Annotated in this window: 25 protein-coding genes; 17 read left to right on the top strand and 8 right to left on the bottom strand. The window is 70.5% G+C overall.

The features are described 5' to 3' along the window. The first annotated feature begins 46 nt into the window (after positions 1 to 46). Both ACFSDF_RS15165 and ACFSDF_RS15160 read left to right on the top strand, forming a co-directional pair. Entirely contained in the window at positions 47 to 814 is a 768-nt protein-coding gene (locus tag ACFSDF_RS15165) for an ABC transporter ATP-binding protein (protein WP_377158079.1), read from the top strand. Beyond that, positions 814 to 2,742: an FtsX-like permease family protein gene (locus ACFSDF_RS15160; protein WP_167250032.1), complete on the top strand. Its 1,929-nt coding sequence runs from the start codon at positions 814 to 816 to the stop codon at positions 2,740 to 2,742. The genes ACFSDF_RS15165 and ACFSDF_RS15160 overlap by 1 nt, the downstream gene beginning before the upstream one ends. Positions 2,743 to 2,766: 24 nt before the next feature. Here ACFSDF_RS15160 and ACFSDF_RS15155 read toward each other — a convergent pair whose 3' ends face one another. Beyond that, positions 2,767 to 3,270: a MarR family winged helix-turn-helix transcriptional regulator gene (locus ACFSDF_RS15155; RefSeq protein ID WP_167004430.1), complete on the bottom strand. Its 504-nt coding sequence runs from the start codon at positions 3,268 to 3,270 to the stop codon at positions 2,767 to 2,769. A gap of 79 nt (positions 3,271 to 3,349) precedes the next feature. Between ACFSDF_RS15155 and ACFSDF_RS15150 the strand changes: the two genes are divergently transcribed. Continuing rightward, a complete protein-coding gene (locus ACFSDF_RS15150; RefSeq protein WP_208322877.1) occupies positions 3,350 to 4,795 on the top strand; it encodes an MFS transporter in 1,446 nt (481 codons plus the stop codon). Here the strand turns inward: ACFSDF_RS15150 and ACFSDF_RS15145 are convergent. Beyond that, on the bottom strand, positions 4,743 to 5,189 hold the full coding sequence (locus ACFSDF_RS15145) for a hypothetical protein (protein WP_208322389.1): 447 nt from the start codon (positions 5,187 to 5,189) through the stop codon (positions 4,743 to 4,745). The two genes, ACFSDF_RS15150 and ACFSDF_RS15145, sit on opposite strands and share 53 nt — an antisense overlap. Before the next feature lie 118 nt (positions 5,190 to 5,307). Here ACFSDF_RS15145 and ACFSDF_RS15140 point away from each other — a divergent pair, with 118 nt between their 5' ends. After that, positions 5,308 to 5,907, top strand: a complete 600-nt coding sequence (locus ACFSDF_RS15140) for a TetR/AcrR family transcriptional regulator (protein ID WP_377158076.1) — start codon at positions 5,308 to 5,310, stop codon at positions 5,905 to 5,907. A gap of 10 nt (positions 5,908 to 5,917) precedes the next feature. Here ACFSDF_RS15140 and ACFSDF_RS15135 read toward each other — a convergent pair whose 3' ends face one another. After that, positions 5,918 to 6,406, bottom strand: a complete 489-nt coding sequence (locus ACFSDF_RS15135; protein WP_167004436.1) for an FBP domain-containing protein — start codon at positions 6,404 to 6,406, stop codon at positions 5,918 to 5,920. A 473-nt stretch (positions 6,407 to 6,879) separates the two neighbouring features. Here ACFSDF_RS15135 and ACFSDF_RS15130 point away from each other — a divergent pair, with 473 nt between their 5' ends. The 5 genes from ACFSDF_RS15130 (at position 6,880) to ACFSDF_RS15110 (ending at position 10,817) form a co-directional block, all read left to right on the top strand. Next, positions 6,880 to 7,269, top strand: a complete 390-nt coding sequence (locus ACFSDF_RS15130; protein ID WP_167250030.1) for a group I truncated hemoglobin — start codon at positions 6,880 to 6,882, stop codon at positions 7,267 to 7,269. A gap of 4 nt (positions 7,270 to 7,273) precedes the next feature. Further along, the gene (locus ACFSDF_RS15125; RefSeq protein WP_167004442.1) at positions 7,274 to 8,428 is read left to right on the top strand and encodes a globin domain-containing protein; all 1,155 of its coding nucleotides are present in this window, start codon (positions 7,274 to 7,276) and stop codon (positions 8,426 to 8,428) included. A 6-nt stretch (positions 8,429 to 8,434) separates the two neighbouring features. Further along, positions 8,435 to 8,986 (top strand): DivIVA domain-containing protein, encoded by a 552-nt coding sequence (locus ACFSDF_RS15120; RefSeq protein WP_167004445.1) that lies wholly within the window; start codon positions 8,435 to 8,437, stop codon positions 8,984 to 8,986. A gap of 123 nt (positions 8,987 to 9,109) precedes the next feature. Beyond that, the gene (locus tag ACFSDF_RS15115; RefSeq protein WP_167004448.1) at positions 9,110 to 9,529 is read left to right on the top strand and encodes a YciI family protein; all 420 of its coding nucleotides are present in this window, start codon (positions 9,110 to 9,112) and stop codon (positions 9,527 to 9,529) included. After that, positions 9,507 to 10,817 carry an RNA polymerase sigma factor gene (locus ACFSDF_RS15110; protein WP_377158073.1) on the top strand — a complete coding sequence of 437 codons (1,311 nt, stop codon included), beginning with the start codon at positions 9,507 to 9,509 and terminating at the stop codon, positions 10,815 to 10,817. The genes ACFSDF_RS15115 and ACFSDF_RS15110 overlap by 23 nt, the downstream gene beginning before the upstream one ends. A gap of 15 nt (positions 10,818 to 10,832) precedes the next feature. On the opposite strand, the gene ACFSDF_RS15105 is transcribed toward ACFSDF_RS15110, so the two are convergent. Continuing rightward, positions 10,833 to 11,600, bottom strand: a complete 768-nt coding sequence (locus ACFSDF_RS15105) for an SDR family NAD(P)-dependent oxidoreductase (RefSeq protein WP_167250028.1) — start codon at positions 11,598 to 11,600, stop codon at positions 10,833 to 10,835. Positions 11,601 to 11,695: 95 nt separating this feature from the next. Here ACFSDF_RS15105 and ACFSDF_RS15100 point away from each other — a divergent pair, with 95 nt between their 5' ends. Together ACFSDF_RS15100 and ligD are read left to right on the top strand one after the other, a co-directional pair. After that, positions 11,696 to 12,487: an isocitrate lyase/PEP mutase family protein gene (locus tag ACFSDF_RS15100; RefSeq protein WP_182397103.1), complete on the top strand. Its 792-nt coding sequence runs from the start codon at positions 11,696 to 11,698 to the stop codon at positions 12,485 to 12,487. A gap of 41 nt (positions 12,488 to 12,528) precedes the next feature. Continuing rightward, on the top strand, positions 12,529 to 13,962 hold the full coding sequence (gene ligD / locus ACFSDF_RS15095; protein ID WP_377158070.1) for a non-homologous end-joining DNA ligase LigD: 1,434 nt from the start codon (positions 12,529 to 12,531) through the stop codon (positions 13,960 to 13,962). On the opposite strand, the gene ACFSDF_RS15090 is transcribed toward ligD, so the two are convergent. Next, positions 13,955 to 15,520: an FAD-dependent monooxygenase gene (locus tag ACFSDF_RS15090; RefSeq protein ID WP_167004459.1), complete on the bottom strand. Its 1,566-nt coding sequence runs from the start codon at positions 15,518 to 15,520 to the stop codon at positions 13,955 to 13,957. The two genes, ligD and ACFSDF_RS15090, sit on opposite strands and share 8 nt — an antisense overlap. 118 nt (positions 15,521 to 15,638) lie before the next feature. On the opposite strand from ACFSDF_RS15090, the gene ACFSDF_RS15085 reads away from it, so the two are divergent. Then, on the top strand, positions 15,639 to 17,123 hold the full coding sequence (locus ACFSDF_RS15085; RefSeq protein ID WP_377158068.1) for an MFS transporter: 1,485 nt from the start codon (positions 15,639 to 15,641) through the stop codon (positions 17,121 to 17,123). Between the two features lie 3 nt (positions 17,124 to 17,126). Here ACFSDF_RS15085 and ACFSDF_RS15080 read toward each other — a convergent pair whose 3' ends face one another. Continuing rightward, positions 17,127 to 18,068, bottom strand: a complete 942-nt coding sequence (locus ACFSDF_RS15080; protein ID WP_377158066.1) for an MBL fold metallo-hydrolase — start codon at positions 18,066 to 18,068, stop codon at positions 17,127 to 17,129. A gap of 86 nt (positions 18,069 to 18,154) precedes the next feature. On the opposite strand from ACFSDF_RS15080, the gene ACFSDF_RS15075 reads away from it, so the two are divergent. Further along, positions 18,155 to 18,547: a MerR family transcriptional regulator gene (locus ACFSDF_RS15075; RefSeq protein WP_167250020.1), complete on the top strand. Its 393-nt coding sequence runs from the start codon at positions 18,155 to 18,157 to the stop codon at positions 18,545 to 18,547. A gap of 162 nt (positions 18,548 to 18,709) precedes the next feature. Here ACFSDF_RS15075 and ACFSDF_RS15070 read toward each other — a convergent pair whose 3' ends face one another. After that, entirely contained in the window at positions 18,710 to 19,357 is a 648-nt protein-coding gene (locus ACFSDF_RS15070) for a TetR/AcrR family transcriptional regulator (RefSeq protein ID WP_167250018.1), read from the bottom strand. 83 nt (positions 19,358 to 19,440) lie between these two features. Between ACFSDF_RS15070 and ACFSDF_RS15065 the strand changes: the two genes are divergently transcribed. Further along, positions 19,441 to 21,228: a bifunctional sugar phosphate isomerase/epimerase/4-hydroxyphenylpyruvate dioxygenase family protein gene (locus ACFSDF_RS15065; RefSeq protein WP_377158064.1), complete on the top strand. Its 1,788-nt coding sequence runs from the start codon at positions 19,441 to 19,443 to the stop codon at positions 21,226 to 21,228. Positions 21,229 to 21,248: 20 nt separating this feature from the next. On the opposite strand, the gene ACFSDF_RS15060 is transcribed toward ACFSDF_RS15065, so the two are convergent. Then, positions 21,249 to 22,238, bottom strand: coding sequence for a LacI family DNA-binding transcriptional regulator (locus tag ACFSDF_RS15060; protein ID WP_167004471.1), 990 nt, complete (start codon positions 22,236 to 22,238; stop codon positions 21,249 to 21,251). Between the two features lie 79 nt (positions 22,239 to 22,317). Here ACFSDF_RS15060 and ACFSDF_RS15055 point away from each other — a divergent pair, with 79 nt between their 5' ends. Genes ACFSDF_RS15055 through ACFSDF_RS15045 form a run of 3 tightly spaced genes read left to right on the top strand, consistent with a single transcriptional unit; the run spans position 22,318 to position 25,117 of the window. Next, complete coding sequence (locus ACFSDF_RS15055; RefSeq protein WP_167004474.1) at positions 22,318 to 22,896, top strand: TRAP transporter small permease; 579 nt, start codon at positions 22,318 to 22,320, stop codon at positions 22,894 to 22,896. Beyond that, a complete protein-coding gene (locus ACFSDF_RS15050) occupies positions 22,893 to 24,167 on the top strand; it encodes a TRAP transporter large permease (RefSeq protein WP_167004477.1) in 1,275 nt (424 codons plus the stop codon). The genes ACFSDF_RS15055 and ACFSDF_RS15050 overlap by 4 nt, the downstream gene beginning before the upstream one ends. After that, complete coding sequence (locus ACFSDF_RS15045) at positions 24,164 to 25,117, top strand: shikimate dehydrogenase (RefSeq protein WP_167249998.1); 954 nt, start codon at positions 24,164 to 24,166, stop codon at positions 25,115 to 25,117. The genes ACFSDF_RS15050 and ACFSDF_RS15045 overlap by 4 nt, the downstream gene beginning before the upstream one ends.

Raw genomic sequence — 25,117 nt, 5'->3', positions numbered from 1 at the left:
CGCGCAGGCCAGGGGAAAGCACGGGCGGCGACGGTTCGCTGGAACCATGAAGAACGCCACTCCCACCGTGACGGCCCCGCCGACGACGACAACCCATGCGATCACCCTCGACGCCGTGACCAAGCGGTACGCCTCTGCGGCTGGCGACGTGACCGCCCTCCAGGGGATCACGCACACGTTCGCTCCGCACACCTTCACCGCGGTGATGGGCCCGTCGGGATCGGGCAAGTCGACCCTGCTCCAGTGCGCGGCGGGACTCGATCAGCCGTCGTCGGGATCGGTGTGGATCGGCGACGTCGAGCTCGGCCGGCTCGGCGAGGTGCAGGCGACCGAGCTGCGGCGACGAGCGATGGGGTTCGTCTTCCAGTCGTACAACCTCCTCCCCGCGCTGAGCGCGTACGACAACGTCGCGCTCCCCCTGCGTCTCGCGGGGCAGCGGCCCCGACGCGACGTCGTCCTCGGCGCCCTCGCGACGGTGGGGCTCGGCAACCATCACCGGCGCCGCCCCGCGGAGCTGTCCGGCGGGCAGCAGCAGCGGGTCGCGATCGCGCGCGCCCTCGTCGCGCGACCGTCGGTGGTCTTCGCGGACGAGCCGACAGGCGCGCTCGACCGCGCGACGAGCCGCGACGTCCTGGCGCAGCTGCGCGCCGCCGTCGACCGTGACGGCCTCACGATCGTCATGGTGACCCACGACCCGGTCGCCGCCGCCTCCGCGGACTCGGTCCTGTTCCTCCAGGACGGGCGCGTGGTGGGCTCCCTGACCAGCGCGACGGCGACCCAGATCGCTGCCGCGATGAGCGAGATGGAGCGGTGATGCTGTCGCTCAGCAGGCAGGTCGTCCGGAGCAGCTGGACGCTGTATGTCGGCGCGTTCGTCGCGCTCGCGCTGGGGGTGGCGCTCATCGGGCTCGCCACCGAGCTGACCGCAGCGGCAGGCACGGCGTACGACGCCCTGGGCGCTGGCGAGGACGCCGCGCGCGAGCAGCTCGACGGTCTCCTGTCGATGCTCGGCTTCATGGCGGGGATCTCCGGGTTCATGGCCATCTTCGTCGTCGCGAGCACGTTCTCGTTCGTCGTCTCGGCCCGCCGCCGCGAGCTCGCCCTCCTCCGGCTTGTCGGCGCCACACCCCGGCAGGTACGGCGGATGATCCGGGCGGAGGCTCTCGTGGTGGCGCTCTTCGCCGCCTGTGCAGGCGTCGTGGTCGGCCACCTGCTGACGGGTCCGACGCTGTGGTTCCTCGCGCAGCGCGGGCTCGCACCGGAGGGGATGTCGACGCCCTCGCCGTGGTGGGCGGTGTCGATCGCGCTGCCGACGGGGGTGCTGGTGGCCTTGCTGGGTGCACGCGCGGCCGCACGACGAGCGTCGCGTGTCCCCGCCGTCGACGCCCTTCGCGAGTCGGCCGTCGAGCGCCGCCGGATCGGGTTCTGGCGTGCCGTCACCGGGGTGGCCTGCGTGGCGGGCTCTGTCGCGATGCTCGTCGGCACAGGCACGCTCGACAGCGAGCTCGTCATCCTCTTCGCCATCTTCGCGCCGCAGCTGATCGTCATCGCCCTGGTGTGCTTCGGCCAGCTCGTCATCCCCCCGGTCGCGCGCCTCGTCGGACGGCTCGGGCCCCGCGGGGACGTGGCGCTGCGACTCGCTCGCGACAACGTGTCCGCGCAGTCGCGGCGTACGGCCTCGCTCGCGGCGCCGATCCTCGCAATCTCCGCGATCGCCGGCTCGCTGCTGCTCACGATGAGCTTCTCCGTCGACTGGGTGCGCGCGCTCACGACCGAGCGGCTCCAGGCACCGGTCGTCGTCCAGACCGACGGCAACCCCGACGCGATGGACGCCCTCGAGCGGTCGCGCGTCGTCGGCACGCTCGACGCGGGTGTCCCCGTGGTGGTCAAAGCCCGCATGCACGGCGAGACCGTACGGGAGACCGCCGAGGGCATCGACCCGTCGGCGGCTGCCGCGGCCCGCGGGACACGTGCGCGTACGGGCTCGCTCGACGACCTGTCGGGGCAGACTGTCGCGTTGTCGCAGCAGTACGCCCGCGACTACGGCCAGCGCGTCGGCGACCGGGTGGCGTTCACCTTTCCCGACGGCACGACGGCGCGGCTGACGACCGTCGCCGTGGTCGACGACGCCCCGGAGCTCCAGGCGGACGTCCTGGTGCCGCGGGCGCTCGCGCTCAGACACGCACCCGAGGGCGTCCCGGAGCACGCTTTCGTCCTCCCCGCGTCGGGGGTGCCGGCGAGCGAGACCCTCCGCGTCCTTGACACCGAGCTCGCGGCGAGCGGGGCCGACGTGTCCACCGCCGGCTCGTGGATCGACCAGCGCGATGCGGAGCAGCGGCACATGAACCAGATCGCGATCCTGGTCCTCCTCGGACCCGCGGGGGTCTACTCGGCGATCGCGATCGCCAACACGCTGCTGATGGGCAGCCTCCAGCGTCGGCACGAGTTCGTGACGACGCGCCTGATCGGCGCCACGACCCGGCAGGTACGTCGCATGGTGCTGTGGGAGTCCGCGCTCGTCTCGGCGGCCGCACTGCTCCTCGGCGCGCTCACTATGGCAGGGATCGGCGCGCTGATGCACGCCTCCCTGTCAGAGCGGCTCCCCGACATGGCGGCGACCGTCCCCTGGGGAAGCCTTCTCGTGATCGGCGCCGCCTGCGCCGTGACCGCCATCGGTGCAGCGCTCGCCCCGACCCGGTTCATGCTCCGCCGTACGAGCCCGTCGGAGGCCACGGTCGAGTGACGGCGACGGGTCGTCGCGCCGCGGTCAGCCCCGCAGGCCGGGATCGGTGTGGACGAGGAAGGCCCGCAGGTCGTCGCTCAGCCGGCGGAGCAGCTCGGGATCGATGTCGGCGAAGAGCACGCGCTCCAGCTCGTCCTGCCCGGCGATGAGCTCCTGGGCACGCTGCTCGCCCTCGGCAGTCAGCGTCACGAGGATCTGGCGACGGTCCGCCGCCGAGACGACCCTGCGGACAGCACCCTTGTCCTCGAGCCGGGTGATGCGGTTGGTGATCGCGCCGGCGGTGAGCTGCGCCGCCTCCTGCAGCTGACCGACCGACATCTCTCCGCCGTGGCGTACGAGGTTGGCGAGGATCTCGAGCTCCCACAGCTCCGTGCCCTTGGGGGCCAGGCGCCTCGCGACGGTGTCGACGTAGTGCGCGGCGCGGCGCAGGCGCAGCACGACGGCCTTGGCCGTGAGGTCGCGCGAGCCGTCGTGGTCTCGGACGTAGTCGAGGATCGGGTCGACGCGATCGTGCTCGGGCTCGGTCATGGGCAGCTAAGTCTCTCTTCTGGATTTACTTTAACGCTGCGACTATCGTTGTACTAAGTCAATCAAAGGGTCTTAGTTCATGATGTCAGCCGTCACCGGCCAGCACACCCACGAGCACCAGCGCCGCATGACGATCGGTCTTGCGGTGCTGGGCGTCTTCGTCACGTACGTCCCGATCACGGCGGTCGCCGTCACGCTCACGACGATCGGAGGTGCGACCGGCGCGACCACCACCGACATGCAGTGGATCACCGACGCGTACGTCATCCCAATGGCCGCCGCGGTCCTCTCCGCCGGAGTGTGGGGCGACCTGCACGGTCGCCGCCGCATCTATCTCATCGGCATGGTGCTGACCGTCCTCGGCGCCACGACCGCCGGACTCGCGGCGACCCTCGCAGACAGTGCGGCGGTCAATCTCCTGATGGTCGGTCAGGCCGTCTCCGGGCTCGGCGCGGGACTGCTGCTGCCGACGACGCTCGCCCTGATCGCGCACGCCGTGCCCGACCCGCGCGAGCGCGGGAAGTACATCGGCATGTGGGCCACCGGCATGATGGCCGGCCTGGCACTGGGCCCCCTGATCGCCGGCACGATCCTGCGCGTCGCCGCATGGGGCTGGATCTTCGTCCCGACGGGCGTGCTCGCTCTGGTCGCGGCCGGCGGGGCGCTGAGCCGTCTCCCCGAGTCGAGCACGCCCGAGGGGCGTCACCTCGACTGGCCGGGCCAGATCACCGCGACGCTCGCGATCGCCGCGTCGATCTTCGGCATCATCGAGGGCGGCGCCAAGGGATGGGACTCCCCCGAGGCGATCGCCGGCCTCGTCGTCGGCGCGTGCGCCTTCCTCGCCTTCGTCGTCGCGGAGAAGCGGTCGTCCTCCCCACTGATGGACCTGTCGCTGTTCCGGTCTTCGACGTTCTCGGCCGCAGGATTCTCCGCGCTCGTCGCCCTCTTCTCGATCGTGGGGACGATGTTCCTGCTGAGCCTGTTCCTCGGGTACGCCCAGGAGCTGAGCCCGCTCGAGATCGGCACACGGCTGCTGTTCGTCACCGGCGTCGGTGCACTCGTCAATCCTCTCGTCGGGCACCTCATGCACCGCGTCCGCGCGATCAACGTCCTGATCGCCGGCCTCGTGCTGGCCGTCGTCGGCGCGGTGTCGATCAGCGGCATCGACACGGGGACCGGCTTCGGCGACCTCGCCTGGCGCCTGGCCGTCTTCGGGGTGTCGGTAGCGATGATGATGACCGCCGTCTCCACCGCCGCGATCAACGCCGTGCCGTGGCAGCGTGCCGGCATGGCCGCAGCGAGCAACACCGCGATGCGCCAGTACGGCGGCGCCCTTGGTCCGGCGATCCTCGGCGCCGTGTTCACCGGGCAGCTCGCCGCGGGAGCCAGTCACGCCGAGTCGCTGCGCGCGGCGCTGCTCGTGAACGCCACGCTCCTCGTGGTCGCCGCCGTGGCGTGCGTCGCCGCCTCGCTCAGTGAGCGTGCGCGTACTCGCCGAACCGCAGCAGCATCGCCAGCAGCATGAACACGGGCATGAGGACGTGCCCGACCATCATCACGCCCATCTCCCCGATCATGCCCGCCCACAAGAACGGGTAGAGCACCCAGAACCCCGCGTACATCGCGAGGGTCATCTCCGCGACCGGCCGGAAGCTGTGGCCGCGGAAGATCATCCACGCGACCATCGGCGCGGCCATCGCCGTCGCCATCACCGTCGTCTCGACGTCGGTGCGGTGGACCCACGCCGACTCGGCCAGCCCGTCGGTGGCGAGCATCCACAACGGATAGAGGACCGCCATGCCGAGCAGCATCGCGGCGATCATCTCGAGGTAGTGGCGCGTGAAGGTCCAGCCGGACCGCTTCCACCACGGTCGTGCCGTGGTGGGAGCGGCGGCGGCCGCTGCGTGGTGGCCTGACATGGCTCCCCCTAAGTCGTACGTGCGTGTACGAGATCACGCTAGCACGAACATGGACATCCGAGTACGAGTTAGCATGGACGCGGCCCGCCTGCCGACGGCGAGGCCGTGAGGAGCTGACGTGATCGACGACGTCCAGGAGGCCTCCGCGCCTCGACGCGCAGACGCCCTGCGCAACATCGCCACCATCGTCGAGGCAGCGACGCGCTGCCTCGCCGACGACCCGGACGTGAGCATGAACGCGATCGCCAAGGCCGCCGGCGTGGGCCGGATGACGCTGTACGGCCACTTCCCCTCCCGAGCGACCCTGGTCGCCGAGGTCGTCGACCGCGCACTGCGCGACGCCGAGTCCACTCTCGGGGCGGTCGACGTCAGCGGCGACCCCATGGCAGCGATTGGGCGACTGCTCGACGCGTCGCTGCGTGTCACCTACCAGTACGGCGGCCTCGTCCAGGCCGCAGAGCAGTCGCTCTCGCCCGATCTGTTCCAGCGCGCACACGCGCAGCAGATCGACCGCATGCAGGCGCTGCTGAAGCGCGGACGACGTGGCGGACAGTTCCGTCGTGACCTACCGCTCGAGTGGCAGGTCACGACGATCCAGAGCATCCTGCACACCGCAGCGACCGCCGTCCACCAGGGCACCGTCACCGCCGAGCAGGCGCCGACACTGGTGACCACCACCGTCCTGGCGATGCTCGCACCCGCCCGGCCGGAGGAGTAGCGACCGCCGCTCAGGCCGCCGCGACCCGTTCGGCGAACCGCGCCGACCTCTCCCGCAGGCCGGCGACACGTCGCGCGATGAACGCCTTCGGGTCCCCGGCGCCCTCCGACGGGGCCGGCCGGCGCCGGGCGTGACGCGAGCACGACAGATCGGCATGGATCAGCGTGCCGACGGTGTCGCCGTTGCGCCCAGCCGCCCCCGCACGCTTCGCGACGTACAGCACGACGTCGTCAGTCTCCTTGACGTCCTCGCACCACGTGCAGATTGCCGCCCGCTGCACGGAAGGGTTGGTCGTACGGAGGATCAGACCGACTGCACCGCCGTCGGTCGGCACCACGACGTACGCGCGACGCGGGTTCTTCGGGTCGACCCACCCGAGGACGTCGTGGTCGTCCCACGCGACGACGTCGAGCTGGGGCGGCAAAGGCGCCTGCGTGGCCTCGCGGCGGGAGGCGTTGACGAAGGACGCGCGGATCTGGTGTCCGGTGAGGGGATGCATGGCAAGGCTCACTCTCGAATGCAGGAGAAGGGTCGCGGAACCACACCCAACCCGGCGCGCTCGCGAGGAGTCAGGCAGCCGTGGTCGAGGCGGTGGCACCGAGGCCCAAGCAGGCCGAGGAGGCCGCCCCGCTCCCTGCGTACCGCATCTCGAACTCCTGTCACGCGGACCTGGTGAGCACCTTCGGCCACACCGATACGCGGTCACCTTACCGGCGCGATCAAGGGGTTATCGCAGCACGGTCCGAGATGTTGTGGATTCATTCCAGTGTGATCCAAATCACACCGCAATCCGCCCTGTCGCTCCGCCGCAGGTGGAGGCACCAACCCGACACAACGCCGCGTCACGAAGCCACCAACGGCATTCCGATTACCGCCTCGACGCCTTTACCGCGCACCGAGAACACTGCTATACAAGCGGCCGACACCGCGTGCGTCGCAAGAGGAGCCGACCGCGCAGACGGGAGCACCACAATGACCGAGGTCGAGACTGTCCAGGACGAGCAGTCGCCTTATGTGCGGGTGGGTGGCGGCGCTGCTGTGCGCGTCGTCGTCGATCGCTTCTACGAGCTCGTGATCGGCGACCCCACGCTCGCGCCGTACTTCGTCGACAGCGACCTGACGAACCTCAAGCGCCACCAGGTCCAGCTGATCTCGCACCTCCTCGGCGGCCCCGTCACGTACGCGGGACGCGAGCTGCGCGACGCGCACGCCGGCCTGGCGATCACCCCGGAGGCGTACGGCCGCGTGGTCGAGCACCTGGTCGGCGTCCTCGTCGACGCTGGTGTCCCCGACGACATCATCGCCTCGCTCGGTGGCACCCTCGAGGCCGTGCAACCCGACATCGTCAGCCAGCAGAGCTGAGCCCGTGGATCCAGCAGCACTCAAGGAGAGCTGGGCGTACGTCGCCAAGAGCGGCGACGACGTCCCCCTCTTCTTCTATTCGCACCTCTTCCTGTCCCATCCCGATGTGCGCAGCATGTTCCCCGTCTCGATGTCGGCTCAGCGCGACAAGCTGGTCACGGCACTCGGCACGGTGGTGAGCAACGTCGACCAGTTCGACACCGTCGCTCCCCTCCTCGGCCAGCTCGGCAACGACCACCGGCGCTTCCGGGCGACGCCCGACCACTACAACGCCGTCGGCGCTTCGCTCCTCGCCACCCTGAAGCACTTCCTCGGTGACCAGTGGACCGACGAGCTCGCCACGGACTGGGCGGCGGCGTACGGCGTGATCGCCAAGACGATGGTCCAGGGTGCCGAGGAGTCGGCCAAGTCCACGCCCTCGTGGTGGAACGCCGAGGTCATCTCGGCCGACCGCCGCACCCTGGACGTCTCCGTCCTCCAGTTCCGTACGGAGCAGCCGCTGCCGTACCAACCGGGACAGTCGGTCGCGATCGAGGTCCCGCAGCGCCCGAGGCTCTGGCGCTACTACTCCCCCGCCAATGCGCCCCGTGAGGACGGCACGATCGAGGTGCACGTCCAGATCGTCGACGGCGGCCAGGTGAGCAGCGCCATGGTCAAGGATCTGCAGGTTGGCGACACGGTGCGGATGAGCGCAGCCGTCGGCACCGCGCTCACACTCGACGACCCGACGCAAAACCTGCTTCTCGTCGCCGGAGGCACCGGACTGGCGCCACTCAAGGCCGTCGCCGAGCAGGTCGACCGGCACTGGCTCGCCACCGGTCGCGGACCGAAGGTCCACCTCTTCCACGGCGCGCGGATGCCGTGGAACCTGTACGACGAGGACGCGATGCGGGCGCTCGCCGATCGCCCGTGGTTCTCCTACGACACCGCAGTCTCCGACGACTCGACCTACCCCGGGCGACGCGGGATGGTGGGTGACGTCGCGGTGTCCAGTGGTGGTTGGCGCGGATATCGAGCTCTGGTGTGCGGGTCCCGCGCGATGATCCAGGCCACGGTCTCCCAGCTCATCGCTGCCGGCATCCCTCCCGAAGAAATCCGGTACGAGGACTTCGGCGAAGGCGGCTACCGACCGCGTAACGACACGCAAAAGGACGGGTGAACAGCCATGACGACCCCCACAGACGTCAGCAGTATCGCGTCCGAGATCCGCCGGGCGACCTTCACCGTGCGCAGGCGCGGGTTCGACGAGGACGAGGTCGTCGACTACCTGAGCCAGCTCGCGACCACGGTCCAGCGGCTGGAGGCCGAGAACTCACGACTGCGTGCCGACCTGAGCACCGAGCGACGGGCCCGTGAGGACAAGGGCAACGAGCCGATCAGCGCGCAGGCCGTCCTCATGTTCGCCGAGGCTCAGAAGGTCGCCGACAGCCTCATCGACGAGGCGGTCACCCACGCCCGCGACCTGATGATGTCGGCGCGGTCCCAGCAGCGTGACATCGTCCGCGACGCGCACTCGGCGGCCACGGAGGCGGTCCACAAGTCGGAGGCGGTGGCCATGCAGCATGCTGATAGCGCGGGCTACGACCACCCGATCCCCGAGATCGAGTACGTGCGCACGTTCGCGAAGGTCGCGCAGATCCAGCTCCGTTCGGTGCTTGACGCACTGACCGAGCAGGTCGACGCCCTCGGCGAGATGCCGCGCCTCGAGAAGGACTGAGTGTCGGCGCGGTAGGCCACGGCCGCTCCACGAAATGACGCCGAGAGGTGTCGATCCAGGTCTGGCCCGTTCGACCCAGGGGTGAGAGGGTCCGAGAGGGACCTGTCCAGACAGGAGCGAACGATGGCGAAGTACATGCTGATCATGCGGACGACCGACGAGGGCTTGGCGAAGTTCGAGAACGTCGACTTCGACGAGATGCTCGAGATGATGGGCCGCTTCAACGAGGAGCTCATGCGCGCCGGCGTGCTGCTTGCCGCCGAGGGCCTCGAGGACCCCGCCGAGACGGTGGTGGTCGACTTCAGCAACGAGACACCGGTCGTCAGTGATGGTCCGTACGGCGAGACCAAAGAGCTCTTCGGCGGCTACTACATCCTGGACGTCGCGTCGAAGCAGGAAGCCGTCGAGTGGGCCAAGCGCCTCCCGTACGCGCAGGGGACGAAGGTCGAGATCCGTCGCGTGCCGACGATCGACGAGTTCCCGCAGGACAACGAGTGGATCCAGAAGGAGCGCGCCTGGCGTGAGCAGACCGGGCAGCTGTGAGCCTGGCCGCCCCCAGCACGTGACGATGGACGGGCAAGAGGCGAGGCGCGCCGTCGAAGCGGTGTGGCGGATGGAGTCCGCCCGCATCGTCGGCGCCCTCGCCCGCTACACCGGCGACTTCGCGCTCGCCGAGGACGTCGCGCAGGAAGCGCTCGCCGAAGCCCTCGTCGGATGGTCGACGAGCGGAGTCCCGGACAGTCCCGCCAGCTGGTTGCTCGCGGTCGGCCGTCGGCGGGCGATCGACGCGTTCCGACGCCGGTCGGCGAGGGACGAGCGGTATGCGGTGCTGGCGAGGGATCTCGACGAGAGCACCGCCGGTGCCGACGACCTGTTCGACCCCGACGCGATCGACGACGACGTCCTCGCCCTCGTCTTCACCGCGTGCCATCCCGTCCTCTCGAGAGAGGCGCGCGTCACGCTGACGCTGCGCGTCGTCGGCGGCCTGACGAGCGACGAGATCGCCAAGGCGTTCCTCGTCCCGGTCCCGACCGTGCAGGCACGCATCACTCGCGCAAAGAAGACGCTCGCGGCCGCGCACGTCCCGTTCGCGGTCCCTGAGCGGCACGAGCGGGCAGAGCGGATCGGGTCGGTCTTGAGCGTGATCTACCTGATCTTCACGGAGGGGTCGTCCGCGTCCGGTGGTGACGCGTGGATCAGGATCGACCTCGCGCAGGAGGCGGTGCGTCTGGCGCGGGTGCTCGTACGGCTCACGCCGGAGCCAGAGGTGTTCGGGCTCCTCGCGCTGCTCGAGCTGACGGCGGCCCGCTTCCCGGCTCGCCTCGACGCGCACGGCGAGCCGGTGCTCCTGGCCGACCAGGACAGGCGACGCTGGGACCGCTCGGCGATCCTCCGGGGCCGCGCGGCGCTCGCGAGCGCGGTCGCCGCCGGGCGCGGCCTCGGGCCGTACGGGCTGCAGGCGGCGATCGCGGCCTGCCACGCCGACGCACCGTCCGTCGACCAGACCGACTGGGACCGCATCGTCGTGCTGTACGAGGCACTCGGTCAGGTCGCTCCCTCGCCGGTGGTCGAGCTCAACCGCGCGGTCGCCCTCGCGATGGCGTCCGGGCCAGCGGCCGGGTTGCGTCTCGTCGACGAGATCGCCGAACGGGGCGACCTCGCGTCGTCGCACCTACTGCCCTCCGTACGGGCGGAGCTGCTCGTACGACTCGGGGCCAGGGACCAGGCGCGGGAGGAGTACGCCCGTGCTGTCGAGCTGTGCGGGAACGCCGCCGAGCGGGCCGTGCTCGAAGGCAAGGCGGACGCGCTAGGACGCGACCTCGACCGGTGAAAGGGCCCGTGCCGTCTAGCGCTCGGGCCGCGTGTTGAGCGCGTCGGCGAGCCCTTGCATGCCTGCGAGGAGACCGCCGTCGACCCGCAGGTCGGTGCCGGTGATCCAGCTCGCACGGTCGGAGAGCAGGAACGCCACGGCGTCCGCGACGTCCTGGGGTACGCCGACCCGCCCCAGCGGGTACCAGTCGGTGGCACGGTCGAGCGCGTGCGGGTCGTCCGCGAGCTGACGGCGCCGCTGAGCGTTCACGACCGTCCCGGGCGAGACGGAGTTGACCCGGACGCCGTACGGGCCGTACTGGACCGCGAGCGTCTTCGTGAGGTTGAGGACGCCGGCCTTCGCGGCGCTGTAGACATCGGCGCCGAAGTAGCTGTGGCCGTTCACCGAGGCGATATTGACGGCCGAGCCGCGCCCTGCCGCGCGCATCGACGGGAGGAACGCCTGCGACACCCGGATCGTGCCGGCGAGGACGACCTCGAGGTCCTGCGCCCACGTCGCCTCGTCCACCGACTGCAGCGAGCCGCCGTTGCAGAGCGCGGCACCGTTGACGAGCTGGTCCGGCGCGCCGAGGCGCTCCACGAGGTCGGCGCCGACCTGTCGGACAGACTCGGCCGACGCCAGGTCGAGGTACACCGCCTCCGTCCCCGGCAGGTCCCGCGCTAGGGCCTCGACGGTGTCGAGGTCGTTGTCCGCCAGCACGACGTAGCTGCCGTCGGCCACGAGGGTCCGGGCGATGGCCTGCCCGATGTCACTTGCTGCACCTGTCACGATCGCGTTGCTCACGAGGGCTACCTTCCCGCGCGGGCACCGTCGTGGCAACCATGGTCGCGTCCGATTCCCGCCGGAACGTGTCTGACCCGCGCGGAAGACTGACACGCATGACCTCCCATGAGAGAGCCAAGACCTTCCACGCGCTCCACGACGACGTGCTCGTGCTCCCCAACGCGTGGGACGCTGCGTCCGCGCGGCTGATCCAGGAGGCCGGTGCCCCTGCGATCGCCACGACCAGCGGGGGCGTCGCGTGGGCACTCGGTGCCGCGGACGGCCAGGCACTGGATCCGACGGCGCTCTTCGACGCGGTGCGTCGGATCGTGGCCGCCGTCGACGTCCCAGTCTCCGCCGACATCGAGGCGGGCTTCGGGGACGTCGCCGCGACCGTTGCCGGAGTGATCGAGGCGGGCGCCGTCGGCATCAACCTCGAGGACTCCGAGTCCGGCACGCTGCTCGCGATCGACACGATGGCGGAGCGCGTCTGTGAGGCACGCGCGGTTGCCGACGCGGCTGGTGTGCCGCTCTTCGTCAACGCCCGGACCGACGTCTATCTGCTGGGCGTGAACGACCTCGACGACGCCGTCGCCCGCGCCCGTGCGTACGCCGCGGCCGGCGCGGACGGCGTGTTCGCCCCCGGCCTGAGCGACCTGGGCGCCCTCGCCGCGGTGACGCAGGCGGTCGACGTGCCGGTCAACGCGATGGCCGGGCCCGGCTCGCCGTCGGTCCGTGAACTGGCGGCGGCTGGAGTCTGTCGGATCAGCACCGGCACGGCACTCGCCCAGGCGGCGTACGGCCTCACCGAGCGCCTGGCTCGCGCCGTCCTCGCCGACGGGACGTTCGACGCGCTCGCGGGCGGCGCCGACTACGGCCGGATGAACGCGCTGCTCGCCAACAGCTGAGCGGCGGGCATGGTTCGTGCTCACCCGGCACCATGTCTTCCATGGGCGATCCGCTCGAGGTCTACCGTCGCAAGCGCGACTTCGCGCGCACGCCTGAGCCTGCCGGGGAGGGCGCCGGCGGTGTGGGCGGGCCCCTCCGCTTCGTCGTGCAGCGCCACCGTGCAAGTCGGCTGCACTACGACCTGCGGTTCGAGATCGACGGCGTCCTGGTCAGCTGGGCGGTCCCCAAGGGACCGACCCTCGATCCCGATGCCCGCCGGCTCGCGATGCACGTCGAGGACCACCCGATCGAATATCTCCTCTTCGAAGGCGTCATCCCGTCGGGCGAGTACGGCGGCGGCGACGTCATCGTCTGGGACACCGGGACGTGGGAGCCCACCAAGACCGACGACCCACGGGCGGCGATCGAGGGTGGTGAGCTGCACGCCGAGGTCCACGGGAAGAAGCTGCGCGGCCGCCTGGTCCTCGTACGCCGTGGTGGAGATCAGGGCGAGAACGCCTGGATGCTCCTGCACAAGCACGACGACTTCGCTGCCTCGGGCTGGGATCCGGAGGACCATCCGCGCTCGGTGCTCAGCGGGCGTACGAACGACGAGGTGAAGGCCGACCCGCACTTTCTGTGGCGGTCCGACGCGCCAGCCGCGGAGGCGGCTGTGTCGCTGCTGCCCGAGCCGCTCCCGGACCAGGCGATCGACGACCTGATGGCGCTCGGCAAGCGGGGCACCTGGGAGGTCTTCGGCCGCAGCCTGAAGGTCACCGGCCTCGACAAGGTGCTCTTCCCGGGAGACCCGCCGGTGACCAAGCGCGAGCTGCTGGCGTACACCGCACGGATCGCGCCGATCGCACTGCCGTACGTCGAAGGGCGCACCTTCGCGGACGACCCGGCGGCGCTGGTCGAGGCCGCGAACCTCGGTGCACGGGAGTGGGCGGTGCCGATCTCCCGCGCCGACGCGCCGCGCGAGCCGACCTACGCGCTGATCGACCTCGAGCCGGGCGACCGTACCTCGTGGGACGACCTGCTCACCCTCGCCCGGCTGCACCGTACGGCGCTCGGGCACCTCGGCGTGACGGCGCGGCCGAAGGTGACAGGTCGACGCGGCATCCAGATCTGGGTCCCGGTCGTCGCCGGCTACTCGTTCGACGACACCCGCACCTGGGTGGAGAGGCTCTCAGAGACGGTCGGCCAGGTGGTGCCTGAGCTGGTCAGCGCGAAGGCGGACGTCAAGCAGCGCAAAGGTCTCGTCCGGCTCGACGGCACCCAGAACGCGATCGACAAGACCCTGCTCGCGCCGTACTCGCCCCGCCCCGACTTCGGCGCGCCAGTGTCGGTGCCGCTCGGCTGGGACGAGCTCGACGATCCGGACCTGCGACCCGGTGGTTGGACGATCCGTACCGTCCTGGACCGCCTCGAGGAGAAGGGCGACCCGTTCCGCGTGCTCCTCGGCGCCGCGCAGGAGCTGCCGGAGATCACGTGAGGCCCGCAGGGGTGAGCCCGACGACGTCGGCGAGGTAGCGGTCGACGGCGGCGAGGTTGTCCTCGCGGTCGGTCGCCCCGACGTAGCCGTCAGGCCGTACGAGCAGCGCCGACGCCTCTCCGACGCCAGGCACAACCGTCACGCGGACGACCCGCAGGAGGTCACCCCAGCGGCGGACGAGGACATCCACGTCGGCGGCGCGCGTGTGACCGTACGGCCCGACGAGCACGAGGGTGAAGGCGGTCGGCGACAGGCTCCTGTGGAGCGTCGTCGCGATGCCGTCGACGACGACCGGTCCGTCCGGGACGCGGTCGCCGGGGCGCAGAGCCCGGTGCGTGCGCTGCCCGTCTGCCGCTATCGCGCCGACACGATAGCGGACGTCGAGCTCGGCGACCGCCCGGAACGCGGTCCGACGCAGCGCCGGCACCCGAGCGAGCAGCGGCAGCACCGTCGTCCCGACGAGGGTGCGCACGCGGCCGAGGGTGCGGTTCGACGACGTCGCGACCCGGAACACGCGCCCGGTGGCCTCCAGGACGTCGCGCGCGACCGGCAGCCGTTCGGCCTCGTACGAGTCCAGCAGATCGCTGCCCGCCAGTCCTCGGCACACCAGCGCGAGCTTCCAGCCGAGGTTGACCGCGTCCTGGATACCGGTGTTCATCCCCTGGCCGCCCGCGGGACTGTGGATGTGCGCGGCGTCGCCGGCGAGGAGGACGCGCCCGGTGCGCAGATGGTCGACACAGCGCTCGGAGATCGAGAAGTCCGTCAGCCAGACCGGGTCGCGGACGACGACCTCGCCGTTGGTCCGGGTGCCCACGAGCCGCTCGAGGTCGGCGAAGGCGGTCGCGTCGTCGCCGGGCGGACGCATCGTGAGCGCACGCCACGACGCCGGGCTCCCCAGCGGGAAGAAGAACAAGAGCCCTTCCTCCCCGAGGTACGCGTGGGCCTGGCCGTGATCGATGCCGTCGGCCTCGACGTCGGCGAGGACGAAGGTCTGCGGGTAGGTCGATCCGGCGAAGTCGGCACCGACCACCGTACGGACCGCACTGTGGGCGCCGTCGCAGCCAACGGCGTACCGGGCCCTGATCGTGGTCCGCTGGCGGCCTGCGCGGTCGACGACGGCCGTCACTGCGTCACTGCCCTGCTCGAGGCCGGCGAGGGTGCTGCCCCGCTCGACGTCGACGCCCGCGCCGGCGAGGTGGTCCAGCAGGATCCGTTCGGTGCGCGCCTGCGAGAGGAAGAGGAGGAACGGGTACGCGGTCTCGGTGATCGCCGGGTCGAAGAGGCGGATCGCCGCGGTGCGCCCGCGCCCGTGGATCGTCACGCCGGAAGCCCGATCGCCCGCAGCCACCAGGTCGTCCGCGACCCCGAGCCTGTCGAGCACCTCCAGCGTGCGTGCCTGGACGACGAGTGCTCTCGACTCGTGGACGGCATCGGGTGCGGCGTCGACGACGCGGACGGCGAGCCCTTGGGCAGCCAGCTCCAGCGCCATCGTGAGCCCGGTCGGCCCCGCACCGACGACCAGCACATCCGTCATCGCTGTCTCTTCGGAGTCGTCCATCGTCCGAGCGTAGGAGTCGAGAACGGTCATGGCGATGCGGCGCGAGCGGCCCGCCGCTAGCGTGTGGCCAGACGTCCGGAGGCCACGGTGACCACCGGCACACAGGGGGTGGCCCGTGATGTCGACCGACACTGCCGCGAAGACCGGTGGCGTGCTGGCCGCCACGTGCCTGTCCACGTTGGTCGTGAACGCCAACACGTCCGCGGTGAGCATCCTGCTCCCGGCGATCAGCGACGACACCGGGATGTCGGTCGACACGCTGCAGTGGGCGGTGACCGGCTACTCGCTCGTCGGTGCCGCGGTGATCGTGACCTCGGGCGCCCTCGGCGACGTCTTCGGGCGCAAGCGGGTCTTCCAGCTCGGTCTGCTGCTGTTCGTCCTCTCGTGCCTCGTCATCGCCCTGGCGAACACCGGCGAGATGGTGATCATCGGTCGCCTGATTCAGGGTGCGGCCGGTGCCACGATCCTCGCGTGCGGGCTGAGTCTCCTGTCCGTCGCGAACTCCGGCGACGCACAGCTCAGAGCCGTGTCGCTGTGGGGTGCGGCCGCTGCCGTGGGGGCGGCCGCGGGTCCGCTTGTGGGCGGCGTCCTCGTCGACTTCACCGGGTGGCAGGGGTTGTTCTGGATCGACGCCGGCATCGCGATCGTCTGCATGGTGATGACGTTCGCGACGGTCACGGAGTCCCGGGACGAGACACGATCGCGCTCGATCGACTACGCCGGTGCCGTCCTCGTCGCCCTCACGCTGAGCCCGATCCTGCTGGGGACGAGCAAGGGCAGCGACTGGGGCTGGTTCAGCGTGGCCACGATCGGCTGCTTCGCGATCGCCGTGGTCGCCGGCTTCGCGTTCGTGGCGGTCGAGAAGCGGGTCCGGGTGCCGCTCCTGGACCTCGCCCTCCTGCGCAACCGCACGCTCGTCGGCGCAACGATCGCGATCCTCGTGGGCGCGGGCACGATCAATGCGCTGATGTATCTGCTCAGCCTCTATTTCCAGAACCCTGCCGCCCTCGGGTTCACACCGTTCCAGGCCGGTCTGGCGACGCTTCCGGCGACTGTCGGACTGGTCGTGGTCGCCCCTCTCGTGCCGACGATGGCGGCCAAGGTCGGTGGGCGCCAGGTCGTCTCGCTCGGGTTTCTCATCACCGGAGCGGGGTTCGCCGTCGTCGGTCTGACCCAGGCGGACTGGCGCTACCTCGCGTTCCTGCTGCCGCTCGTCGCGATCGCGGTCGGCATGGGCATGTCGAACGGACCTGCGTCCTCGGCGGCGACGGCCTGCGTCGACGCCGACGACGTCGGCGCGGCCTCCGGCGTCTCGAACATGGCCCGGTACGTCGGCGCGGCCGTGTTCACCGCGGTCGCGGCGACGGTGAATGCGGCCGTCATCACGAACCGCACGGACGCCGGTCACTCGCAGGGCGACGCGCTCGCGGCCGGGATCGGCGCCGCCTCGTGGGTGATGGCGGGGCTCAGCTTCGCCGCGGTCCTGCTGGGCGTCCTCATGAAGCGGCACCGCCAGGCGAAGGGCACGCTCACCGACGCCGTCGCCTCCGCCGCCGCGCCGATCCAGACCCTGCCGACGACGGCGACGCCGCATCCCCGCTGAGCATCAGCGCACGGGGACGGCGCTGGACAGTCGTCGGGCCGCGTCCGGGTCGTGCGTCGGAACGATCCCGACGCGTTCTCTGACGGCATGGAGGCGGTGCAGCGTACGGAACGTCTCGCCTCGGTCCTCGTCGGCGAGCCCGCCCGGGAAGGCGGACTTCTGGCGTAGATCCTCGACCTGGTAGCTGTGCCACGCCGCGTCGCCCGCGAGCAGCACCCACCCGCGCTCGGTGTGCAGGAGAACGCCGACGCTCCCAGGGGTGTGGCCCGCGAGGTCGACGAGCACGACCGAGCCGTCACCGAAAAGGTCGTGGCTCGCGGCAAACGTGAGGACGGGCGGCCCCTCGAGGTCGTACAGGACCGTCGTACGCCCCCGCAGTGCGTCGCGGACTCCTCCGACCGGTGCGATCAGCCCGTCCATGACCCAGTCCCGCTCGCGGGTGTGGAGCCGCACCGGCAGGTCGGGAAGGTCGAGCAGGCCGCACACGTGGTCCCAGTGCGCGTGGGTCGGCAGGGCGAAGTCGAGTGCAGGCGCCGGGTCGAACTCACCGAGGGCCGTGACGGTCGCGACGGTCCGGCCCGGGGGGCTCATCACAGCCCGAAGGACCGCAGGCAGCTGCGCGACCGCACGCCGCTCGACGTCGAGGCACAGGCTCGGATCCACGAGGAACGTCGCTTCAGGGTGGGTGACCACGAACGTCTGGAGCGCGTTGGGGATCCGGCGCGGGCTCCGGCGGCCCTCGACGATCATCGCGGTCGGGACCGGGCGGGCCACCTGACGCAACGGCGTGACAGTCACGGTCCGGGTCGCGTACGGGAGGCCTGCGTCGGTCAGGCTGCGGAGGAACCGCTCGTCCCGTGGCCGCGGACGCACCACGCCTTTCAGGAGGCCTGCGGCTGCTGCGCAGCATGCGGCGATGCTGGGAGTTCGAACGTCTTCGGACACCGGGGTGACCGCCTTCCGTCGTCGGGTTGACCATCGATGACGGGACGCTATAACTTCAGGTCGACCTGAAGTAAAGAGGTGATCCGATGCCCGAGACGGAGATGCGGGTCGGCGACGCCGCCGCCGTCCTCGGCATCGCGGCGCACGTCCTGCGCCACTGGGAGGACGTCGAGCTGCTCCGACCACCGCGGCTCCCCTCGGGCCATCGCGTCTACGACGAACAGTCGCTCGCGCAGGCTCGGATGATCCAGATCTGCCAGCGCGCCGGACTCTCGTTGGCCGAGATCCGTGACCTCGCTGCCGCGGAGCGCGCCGACCGGATCGGGATCATCGCTGCCAAGCGAGTCAGCATCGCCGAACAGGTCGCCGATCTCGAGCTGGCCGACCGGTTTCTCTCGCACGTGGTGACCTGCGCCCATCCGGTCGTGTCCGACTGCGACGAGTGCTCCGCCCTGGTGGCGAGAGCGCGACTCGGATGACGCAGCGGATGGCCCCGTCCCCGATTCGGGCATTTTGCCACCGAATCCGCTGTCGGGTTGGGTGTCAAAGTGCCCGAATCGGGGACGGGGCCTCAGCGGATCAGGCAGCGACCGAGATCGCACGAGGGTGACCGAGACCCGGGGTCTCGATACGGGCTCGCCCTACGCGACCGGGGACCCGGGGCGCAGCCAGGACACGACGACGTCGCCGATCAACGCGCGCAGCCGCGGGCGCTGATCGTCGGCGAGCAGGTCGACGTCGAAGAGGTAGCCGAACGTGTACTGGTTGGCGACCTGGAACACGCAGTACGAGCTGATCAGCAGGTGCACGTCGAGCGCGTCGACGTCGTCACGGAACACCCCGTCGGCGACGCCTCGCTTGAGGATCGTCTCGAGGACCTCCATCGCCGGCTTGCCGAGGTCACGGAGCACCTCGAGCTTGCGGATACCCTCACCGCGGTGGATGTTCTCGATGGCGACCAGGCGCATGAAGTCCTGGTGCTCGACGTGGTGGTCGTACGTCAGCTCGGCGAGCCGCCTGATCGCGTCGACAGGGCCGAGGTCACCAACCTCGAGACGCTCCTCGGCCTGACGGATCCCGCGGTACGCGTTCTCCAGAACGGCGAGATAAAGCTGCTCCTTGCCGCCGAAGTAGTAGTAGATCATCCGCTTCGTCGTGCGAGTGCGCTCCGCGATCTCGTCGACGCGGGCACCGGAGTATCCGTCCTCGGCGAACGCCCGTGTGGCGACCTCGAGGAGCTCCGCCTTCGTACGCTCGGGATCGCGCTGCCTCGAGACCTGGTCAGTCACGGCACCACCCTAGTCGAGCGAGGCCACCGAGGACCGGCAGTCGGCCCTGGCCCCCGCAATGTACGAAATGGTACGTTCCTCGCGTGCGTACGTCGATCGCCACCGTCTGCCTCAGCGGAAGTCTCGTCCCCAAGCTCCACGCCTGCGCCGAAGCCGGCTTCGACGGCGTGGAGATCTTCGAGCCCGACCTCGTGACCGCGTACGAGTCGCCCGAGGAGATCCGCACGCTCGCGGACCGGCTCGGGCTGTCGCTCGACCTCTACCAGCCGTTCCGCGACTTCGAGGGCGTCGACGAGGAGACCTTCGCCGACAACCTTCGCCGCGCGGAAACGAAGTTCGCGCTGATGAACCGCCTCGGTATGGACCTGATCCTCGTGTGCAGCAACGTCGCCACCGCCACGATCGACTCCGACGAGGTGTCGGCCCGTCAGCTGCGCGCCCTCGGTGAGCTCGCCGCCTCGTACGGGGTCCGCATCGCGTTCGAGGCGCTCGCCTGGGGCAAGTACATCGACGACTACCGCCGCGCATGGCGGATCGTAGAGCGCGCGGACCACCCCAACATCGGCGTGTGCCTCGACTCGTTCCACATCCTGTCTCGCGGCCACGACCCGAGCGACATCGAGAAGATCCCGGGCGACAAGATCTTCTACCTCCAGCTCGCCGACGCCCCTGCCCTCGACATGGACGTGCTCTCGTGGAGCCGGCACCACCGCCTCTTCCCAGGCGAGGGCAGCTTCGACCTCACCGGCTTCCTCGGCCACGTGCTCGCCGCCGGCTACACCGGACCGCTGTCGCTCGAGGTCTTCAACGACGTCTTCCGCCAGACCGACGTGCGACGCACCGCTGCGCACGCGCACCGCTCGCTGGTCTGGCTCGCCGACCAGGTACGCCGTCCCGACATCGCAGCCACCACCAGGCCGCTCACCGCCGTCAGCCCGCCGCAGGCCTTCGACTTCGTCGAACTGCGCGGGTCAGGGCTCGACGACACCGACCTCGTGCTCGAACAGCTCGGCTTCACCTTCCGCGGCCGGCACCGCACCAAGCCCGTACGACTCTGGTCGTCGGGGAGGGCCCGCGTGATCCTCAACGACCGCGGAGGGGACAAGCCGGCCCACCTGGCCGCGTTCGGTCTCGAGGTCGCCGACGCGGACGCGGCGCTGGCGCGGGCCCGCGAGCTCGACGCGCCCCCGGTGTTCCGGCAGACGCACGCGGGCGAGCAGGACCTGCCGGCGACGGCGGCACCCGACGGAACGCAGATCCTCTTCAGCGACCACGGACCCGATCCACGCTGGCTCGACGAGTTCACGTACGGCGATCCCGAACGCTCCGACGTCGCCCGCTCCATCGACCACGTCAACGTGACGCAGCGCTGGCAGGACTTCGACGAGGCCGTGCTCTTCTATCAGAGCGTCCTCGGCCTCGACCCGGAGCCAGCCCGCGAAGTCGCCGGGCCGAGCGGGCTCGTCCGCAGCCAGGTGATGCGTACGCCGGACGGCTGCGTACGACTCCCCCTCAACGTGGAGCCGCAGGGCGAGGACCGCCGTGCGCAGCACGTCGCGTTCGCCTCAGACGACGTCGTCGGGCTCGCCCGTACGGCACGGGGGCGCGGACTGTCGTTCCTCCCCGTACCCGACAACTACTACGACGACCTGCGCGCGCGCTTCGGCCTCGACGACGCGTTCCTCACCGAACTGCGGTCGCTGGACCTGCTGTACGACGAGGACGCCGACGGCGGGTTCGTGCACTTCTACACACGCACCCTCGGTGACGTGTTCTTCGAGTTCGTCGAGCGGCGCGGTCCGTACGACGGGTACGGTGCCGCGGACGCGCCCGTACGACTCGCCGCGCAGCGCGCCACCGGCGCCTTCTGACCCGTCGGACAGCCGCGGCCCTACGGCGCCTCGCCGGTCGAGTCGCGGAGCACCAGCTCGGTCGGGAGCACGACACGCGCAGGCGTACGGGGCTGGCGTGTCGGCGTCGCCATGTCGAGCAGGATCTCGACCGCCGCCCGTCCGACCTCGCCGTGCGGGCCCCCGAGGGTCGTGAGGCGCGGGGTGCACAAGTCCGAGGCGAAGATGTCGTCGAACCCGACCACGCTCACGTCCGCCGGCACCCGCACACCGCGCTGCGCGAGCCGCTGGACGACCCCGATCGCGAGCAGGTCGTTGTGCGCGACGACGGCAGTCGCGCCGGTGTTGAGGGCACCGTCGGCCGCGACTCCTCCGTGCGAAACCTTGGGCGTGAACGGCCCCACGCGCTCGACCCGGATGCCGAGGTCGTCGCCGGCGACGCGCAGCGCGGACCACCTCGTCGCCGCCATCCACGAGTTGCGCGGCCCGGCGAGGTAGACGAGATGGCGGTGCCCGAGCGACGCCAGGTGCTCCACGAGCTGGCGGCACCCCTGGACGTGGTCGAGGACGACGCTCGAGAGCCCTGGGAGCTCGCGGTTCATCAGGACGACCGGGCGTTGCGCCGAGATCTGCTCGAGGTTCTCGTCCGGCAGGCGGCTCGCGGCGAGCACGAACCCGTCGACCGAGCCGACGAGGCGCTGGATCTGGTCGTACTCGATGCGCGGCGACTCCTCGGCGTTGACGAGCACGAGCGTGTACTCCGACGCCTTCGCCCGCAGCTCGGCCCCGCGGATCAGCTCGAAGTAGTGCGGGTTCGTGATGTCGGAGACGACCATCGCGACGGTGTGGTGGCGGCCGGAGAACAGCGCGCGGGCATGCGGGTTCGGCCGATAGCCAAGCTCGGCAGCGACCGCGAGGACGTGCTCGCGGGTCTTCGCACTCACTCGCGTCGGATGGGAGAACGCGCGTGACACCGTCGAGGTCGCGACCCCGGCGGCCGCGGCGACGTCGTAGATCGTGGGGTCGGCCATGTCACATAGCGAACACGATCTGGCAACCCGATGGCAACCGCTTGCCACGACAATCTCGTCGTCCCTAAGTTCCCCTCCTATGACGTACGCCACACCACCCCTGCGTGGTCCCGAGCGCGTGAAGGCGTTCTTCGACGCCCCGCCCCGGTGGGCATCGAGGACCGTCCGGGTGCTGACCGCGATCGAGCTGGCGATCGGCATCGCCGCTCTGCTGCTCATCTTCTTCCTCGTGCTCGCGCAGGCCGCGCAGCGCTACCTCCCGTTCGACGGCTGGCCGTGGACGGGCGAGCTCGCCCGCTTCTGCCTGGTGTGGCTGACCTTCGTCGTGGCAGGTGTGCTCGTCACGAGCGACTCCCACATCGCGATCGAGATGGTCGACGCGATCGACAACGAAGTCGTACGCCGCATCGTCCGCGTCATCTCGTGTGTCGTGGTCGCGGCCGTCGGTGCCGCCCTCACCGCCGAGGCGTGGTCGCTGACGATGGACCAGGGCATCATCAAGTCGCCGGCCATGCGGATGCCGATGTCGTGGCTCTATGCGATCTCGCTGGTCGGATTCGTGAGCACCACCCTGCGCGCCGCGTTCGCCGCAGTGCAGTACGCCGTCGTCGGCGTGCCGCAGGACCGTACGCGTGACATGGAGGCCCCGGTCGCATGAGCCTCCTCGTTCTCGGCCTCCTCATCACCGTCCTCCTGGTGATCCGGGTCCCGATCGCGTTCGCGTTCATCGGCCCGTCGCTGCTCTATCTCATGACCAACGATCAGTCGCTGGGCCTCGCGCTGCGCCTCGTCGCGCAGTCCACGGCCAGCTTCCCGCTGCTCGCTGTGCCTCTGTTCATCCTGCTCGGCTGCCTGGCCAACCACGCCGGTATCGCGGACCGCCTGTTCGACTTCGCGCTGGCCCTGCTCGGCCGGGTGCGCGGCAGCCTCGGCTACGTGAGCGTCGGCGTGAGCCTCGGCTTCTCCTGGATGAGCGGGTCGGCCGTCGCGGACGCCGCCGCGCTCGGCAAGGTCCAGATCCCGGCGATGCTCCGCAGCGGCTACTCCAAGAAGTTCGCCCTCGGCGTCACCGGCGCCGCCTCGCTCATCGCCCCGGTCATGCCGCCGAGCATCCCCGCCGTGATCTACGCCGGGCTTGCCGCGGTGTCGACGGGCGCGCTGTTCGCCGCCTCCGTCGTTCCCGCGCTCCTGATGGCACTCGGCCTGTGCGTCGTCGTGTTCTTCTGGGTCCGCCGCGACCCCAACATCGAGCGCACCCAGTTCAGCGGCGCGCGGGTGTGGGAGACCGGCAAGCGCGTGATCGCGCCGCTCGGGGCGCCGGTCATCATCCTCGGCGGCATCCTCGGCGGCTTCTTCACCCCGACCGAGGCGGCAGCGGTCGGCGCGGCGTACATGGCGATCCTCGGCTTCGCGTACGGCACGCTCAAGATCCGCGACCTGCCCAAGGTCCTCACCGAGGCGGTCCTCACCAGCGGCGCGATCATGCTGATCGTCGCGTCGGCCAACCTGCTCGGCTACATCTTCGCGAGAGAGCAAGTCGCGCAACACCTCTCGGCCTGGGTCCTCGACCTGACCTCGAGCCCGACAGTCTTCCTGCTGCTCGTGCTCCTGCTGTCGCTGGTCCTCGGCACGGCCCTCGACGCGATCGCCGTCCTCACGTTGACCGTCCCGATCCTGCTGCCGATCGCGGCGGTGTACGAGGTGGACCCGATCGCGCTGGGCGTGCTGATGATCCTGTCGCAGATGATCGGCCTGCTCACTCCCCCGGTGGGCACCGTCATCTTCGTCCTGCAGGCGATCGCGAAGGCGCGGATGTCGGAGGTGTTCTGGGGCTCGCTACCGTTCATGGTCCCGCTTCTCCTGCTGTGCCTGGCGATCGTCTTCTGGCCCGATGCGATCCTCTACCTCCCGAAGGAGCTGGGCCTGTGACCGGGCATCACGACAGCCGCGGCTCCGTCCTCGCCGGCCTGCTCGGCCAGGGCGTCAAACCGTCGCTCACCCCGCCGATGCACGAGCGCGAGGCCGACCGGCACGGGCTTCGCTACGTCTACAAGGTGGTCGATCTCGACGACACCCAGGTGGACGCCGACCACGTGCGCGACCTCCTCGCGGCGGCGGTCGAGCTCGGCTTCGACGGGCTCAACGTCACCCACCCCATCAAGCGGACCCTGCTGCCGTACGTCGACGAGCTCGCCTCCGAGGTCGTCCGCATCGGCGCCCTCAACACCATCCTGATCCGCGACGGCGTCACGACAGCGCACAACACCGACGTCACCGGCTTCACCCGCGCGTTCCACGAGGGTCTGCCCGGCGCGGACCTCGACGACGTCGTCCTGCTCGGCGCCGGCGGCGCGGGCACGGCGGTCGCGCACGCGCTCGCCGACCTCGGGGCCACGCGGCTCCACGTCGTCGATCCCGATCAGACGCGCGCCGAGAGCCTGCGCGCCTCGGTGTCCGGCACGGGCGCGACGCCCAACGTCCGTACGCACGCGCCGTCTGCACTCGCCACCGTGCTCGCCGGCGCCTCCGGACTCGTCAACGCCAGCCCGGTCGGCATGGCCCAGCACCCCGGCTCACCCGTGCCGGACGAGCTGCTCGCCCCGCAGCTCTGGGTCGCCGACATCGTCTACCGCCCCCTCATGACCGAGCTGCTCCGTACGGCGCGAGCACGCGGTTGCCCCACCCTCAGCGGCGCCGGGATGGCGGTCCACCAGGCCGCCGACACCTTCGAGCTCCTCACCGGCAGGACAGCTCACCGCGAGGAGATGTTCCGCGACTTCGACGAGATGGTCTCCGCCGAGACCGCCCCGCCGCAGGACGCGGACGTCGACCATCCCACCCATCGGTCTCGGGAGACCTCCGGAGAAAGGAACCAGTAG

Source organism: Mumia zhuanghuii (genome assembly GCF_042681565.1).
In the GTDB taxonomy this organism is placed as follows: Bacteria; Actinomycetota; Actinomycetes; order Propionibacteriales; family Nocardioidaceae; genus Mumia.
Note: the sequence above shows the minus strand (reverse complement) of the source record. Positions and strands in the feature narration are given on the sequence as shown.

Excerpts from the sequence above, each read along its gene's own strand:
- ACFSDF_RS15165 (WP_377158079.1), top strand. The coding sequence starts at position 47 with ATGAAGAACGCCACTCCCACCGTGACGGCCCCGCCGACGACGACAACC.
- ACFSDF_RS15160 (WP_167250032.1), top strand. The coding sequence starts at position 814 with ATGCTGTCGCTCAGCAGGCAGGTCGTCCGGAGCAGCTGGACGCTGTAT.
- ACFSDF_RS15155 (WP_167004430.1), bottom strand. The coding sequence starts at position 3,270 with ATGACCGAGCCCGAGCACGATCGCGTCGACCCGATCCTCGACTACGTC.
- ACFSDF_RS15150 (WP_208322877.1), top strand. The coding sequence starts at position 3,350 with ATGATGTCAGCCGTCACCGGCCAGCACACCCACGAGCACCAGCGCCGC.
- ACFSDF_RS15145 (WP_208322389.1), bottom strand. The coding sequence starts at position 5,189 with ATGTCAGGCCACCACGCAGCGGCCGCCGCCGCTCCCACCACGGCACGA.
- ACFSDF_RS15135 (WP_167004436.1), bottom strand. The coding sequence starts at position 6,406 with ATGCATCCCCTCACCGGACACCAGATCCGCGCGTCCTTCGTCAACGCC.
- ACFSDF_RS15130 (WP_167250030.1), top strand. The coding sequence starts at position 6,880 with ATGACCGAGGTCGAGACTGTCCAGGACGAGCAGTCGCCTTATGTGCGG.
- ACFSDF_RS15120 (WP_167004445.1), top strand. The coding sequence starts at position 8,435 with ATGACGACCCCCACAGACGTCAGCAGTATCGCGTCCGAGATCCGCCGG.
- ACFSDF_RS15115 (WP_167004448.1), top strand. The coding sequence starts at position 9,110 with ATGGCGAAGTACATGCTGATCATGCGGACGACCGACGAGGGCTTGGCG.
- ACFSDF_RS15100 (WP_182397103.1), top strand. The coding sequence starts at position 11,696 with ATGACCTCCCATGAGAGAGCCAAGACCTTCCACGCGCTCCACGACGAC.
- ligD (WP_377158070.1), top strand. The coding sequence starts at position 12,529 with ATGGGCGATCCGCTCGAGGTCTACCGTCGCAAGCGCGACTTCGCGCGC.
- ACFSDF_RS15090 (WP_167004459.1), bottom strand. The coding sequence starts at position 15,520 with ATGGACGACTCCGAAGAGACAGCGATGACGGATGTGCTGGTCGTCGGT.
- ACFSDF_RS15085 (WP_377158068.1), top strand. The coding sequence starts at position 15,639 with ATGTCGACCGACACTGCCGCGAAGACCGGTGGCGTGCTGGCCGCCACG.
- ACFSDF_RS15075 (WP_167250020.1), top strand. The coding sequence starts at position 18,155 with ATGCCCGAGACGGAGATGCGGGTCGGCGACGCCGCCGCCGTCCTCGGC.
- ACFSDF_RS15060 (WP_167004471.1), bottom strand. The coding sequence starts at position 22,238 with ATGGCCGACCCCACGATCTACGACGTCGCCGCGGCCGCCGGGGTCGCG.
- ACFSDF_RS15055 (WP_167004474.1), top strand. The coding sequence starts at position 22,318 with ATGACGTACGCCACACCACCCCTGCGTGGTCCCGAGCGCGTGAAGGCG.
- ACFSDF_RS15050 (WP_167004477.1), top strand. The coding sequence starts at position 22,893 with ATGAGCCTCCTCGTTCTCGGCCTCCTCATCACCGTCCTCCTGGTGATC.